The sequence below is a fragment of the Nocardia sp. NPDC058497 genome (assembly GCF_042720195.1).
Classification (GTDB): domain Bacteria; phylum Actinomycetota; class Actinomycetes; order Mycobacteriales; family Mycobacteriaceae; genus Nocardia.
On the sequence record NZ_JBHXMY010000713.1, the window covers coordinates 1 to 2,671 of the forward strand.

The 2,671-nt window shown below is 67.1% G+C and carries 2 protein-coding genes and 1 pseudogene; 1 reads left to right on the plus strand and 2 read right to left on the minus strand.

The genetic code is table 11. From position 1 onward, the window contains the following. The coding region (locus ACFWPJ_RS29885) for a sigma-70 family RNA polymerase sigma factor (protein WP_378856419.1) at window positions 1-870 on the plus strand (870 nt) is incomplete at its 5' end. Between the two features lie 13 nt (window positions 871-883). Here ACFWPJ_RS29885 and ACFWPJ_RS29890 read toward each other — a convergent pair. Both ACFWPJ_RS29890 and ACFWPJ_RS29895 read right to left on the minus strand, forming a co-directional pair. Next, entirely contained in the window at window positions 884-2,419 is a 1,536-nt protein-coding gene (locus ACFWPJ_RS29890; protein ID WP_378856421.1) for an acyl-CoA synthetase, read from the minus strand. 22 nt (window positions 2,420-2,441) lie between these two features. After that, window positions 2,442-2,671, minus strand: a pseudogene (locus ACFWPJ_RS29895) (LLM class F420-dependent oxidoreductase); the annotation flags it as partial.

The window sequence follows — 2,671 nt, forward strand, 5'->3', positions numbered from 1 at the left end:
GTGCAGGAGACCTTCACCCGCGCCTGGCGCTCCTACGATTCGTTCGAGGGCCGCGCGAGCCTGCGCTCGTGGCTGTACAAGATCGCCACCAATATCTGTCTGGACATGCTCGACCGTCCGCAGAGCCGGGCAAGGCCGATGGATCTCAACGGACCGGGCCGCCCGGATTCGCCGCTGCCCGCCCCGCAGCCCGATTACGTGTGGATCGAGCCGATCCCGAACGCGCTCGCCTTCGGCGCCGACCCGGCCGAGCACGCCTCGACCAAAGACACGCTGCGCCTTGCCTTCGTCGCCGCCTGCCAGCATCTGCCCGCCACCCAGCGCGCGATCCTGATCATGCGCGAGGTGCTGCGTTTCTCCGCCGGCGAGACCGCCGAGGCGCTGATGATGTCGCCTGCGTCGGTGAACAGCGCGCTGCAACGGGCCCGCGCCACCATGTCCAAGGTGCAGCCGACCGTCACCGACGGGTTCGACGAGGGCGATCCCGAACAGCGCAAGCTGGTCGACGATTTCGTGAAGGCCTTCGAGGCCTACGACATGGACGCGCTCACCACGCTGCTCAAAGCCGATGTGGCGCTGTCGATGCCGCCCTTCGATCTCTGGATCTCCGGGCCGGAGAACGTGGCCGCGTTCATGCTCAGCACCGGCAGTGCGTGCCGCGATTCGCGCATGGTGCCGCTGGAAGGCGCCAACGGGCTGCCCGCCTTCGGTCACTACAAGCCCAGCGGCGAGCCCGGCGTGTGGGTGCCGTGGTCGATCACCGTGCTCGAGCTCGATGGCGACACCATCTCGGGCCTGAACTTCTTCCTCGACACCGAGAAGTTGTTCCCGCTCTTCGGGCTCGCGCCGGAGTGGCGCGAAGCCGTCTGAGCGGGAACATCTTTCAGAGCAGGCGGCGCTTGTACAGCTTGCCGTTGGGGTCACGGGGCAGCTCCGCACGGTATTCCACCGTGCGGGGCAGCTTGTACTTGGCGAGCTGACCGGCCGCGAACTCGAGGATCTCGGCGGTGAGCTCGTCGTCGCCCGCGGTGCCGTCGACCGGCTGCACGAACGCCTTGACCTGCTGACCCCAATCCGGATCGGGCACACCGAGAACCGCCACGTCGGCCACCTTCGGGTGGCTCATCAGCACGCCCTCGATCTCGGCCGGGTAGATGTTCACGCCGCCGGACAGGATCAGGTCGGAGCGGCGGTCACAGAGGAACAGGTAGCCGTCGGAGTCGAGGTAGCCGATGTCGCCGACGGTGAACAGGTCACCGACGCGCGACTCCTCGGTCTTCTCCTTGGCGTGGTGGTACTCGAAGCTGGAGGCGCCCATCTTCATGTAGACCATGCCCTCTTTGCCCGCGGGCAATTCGGAACCGTCGGCCTCGTCGAGGATCTTGATGACCGACCACGGCCACGCCTTGCCGACCGAACCGGGCTTGGCCAGCCACTCGGTCCCGTTGATCACCGTGCCGCCACCCTCGGTGGCGGCGTAGTACTCGGTGACGACCGGACCCCACCAGTCGAGCATCCGCCGCTTGGTCTGCTGCGGGCACGGCGCCGCGCCGTGCACCATGCTGCGCAGCGAGGACACGTCGTAGCGGGCGCGCACGTCCTCGGGCAGGGCGAGCAGGCGGTGGAACTGGGTGGGCACCATGTGGCTGTGGGTCACCTTGTGGCGCTCGATCAGCGCGAGCATGTCCTCGGGATCCCACTTGTCCATGAGCACCAGCTTGTGGCCCATCTGGATCGAGATCGTCGAGAAGTTCAGCACGGCCGTGTGATAGAGCGGCGAGCCGCAGATGTGCACGTGGTCGTCATAGGGCGCGAGCTCGAACAGGGCGAAGAAGGCCTTGTTCGGCGCGGGGACCTGATCGGGATCGGCGCCGGTCAGCGGGCGGCGAACACCCTTGGGGCGCCCCGTGGTTCCCGAGGTGTAGAGCATCGGCGCGCCGACCGAACGCTCGTCCGGGCGGCCGGTGTCGGCGGCGCCGAGCCAGGAGAGCGGGCGGAAGCCGTCGATGGTGCCCGCCGAGAAGCGGGCTTCGACGGGCAGTTCGGCCAGGTCGGCGGCCTCGGCGGCGGTGGCGGCGAACCGCTCGCTGGCCAGGAAGGCCGAGGCGTCGCTGTCGCCGAGGATGTAGGCGATCTCGGGCGCGGTGAGGTGCCAGTTCACCGCGACGATATACAGGCCCGCCTGATACGCGGCGAAGTACGCGGCGATCGCCTCCACACCGTTGTGCAGCATGCTGACGACCACGTCGCCGGTGCGCAATCCGATGCCGCGTAGTCCGTTGGCGTAGCGGTTGGCGAGGGTGGCCAATTCTCGATAGGTGATCTCCCTGCCGTCCGGGTCGACGACGGCGATCCGCTCGGGATCGGCCGCGGCGATATTCCACAGTCCGAGGACTTCCGTTGTCTGCTGGCTGCTCACCCCATCGAATTTAGAACGTGTTCTAACTCGATACAAGGGTTTGGAGACGGCGCATCTGATCGGCGTCCGAAACCGAGATCAGCATCATCGTCACCCCGGCGTCCTCCCATTCCTTCAACCGCGAGCGCACGTGCGCCTCATCGCCGAAGATGGCGGTGTCGGTGATCAGCTCGTCGGGCACCCCCCCGGCGGGCGGGGCGGGGCTCGTATACAAAAATACGAGACCACGAGAACGGAAAACAAATCGGATAG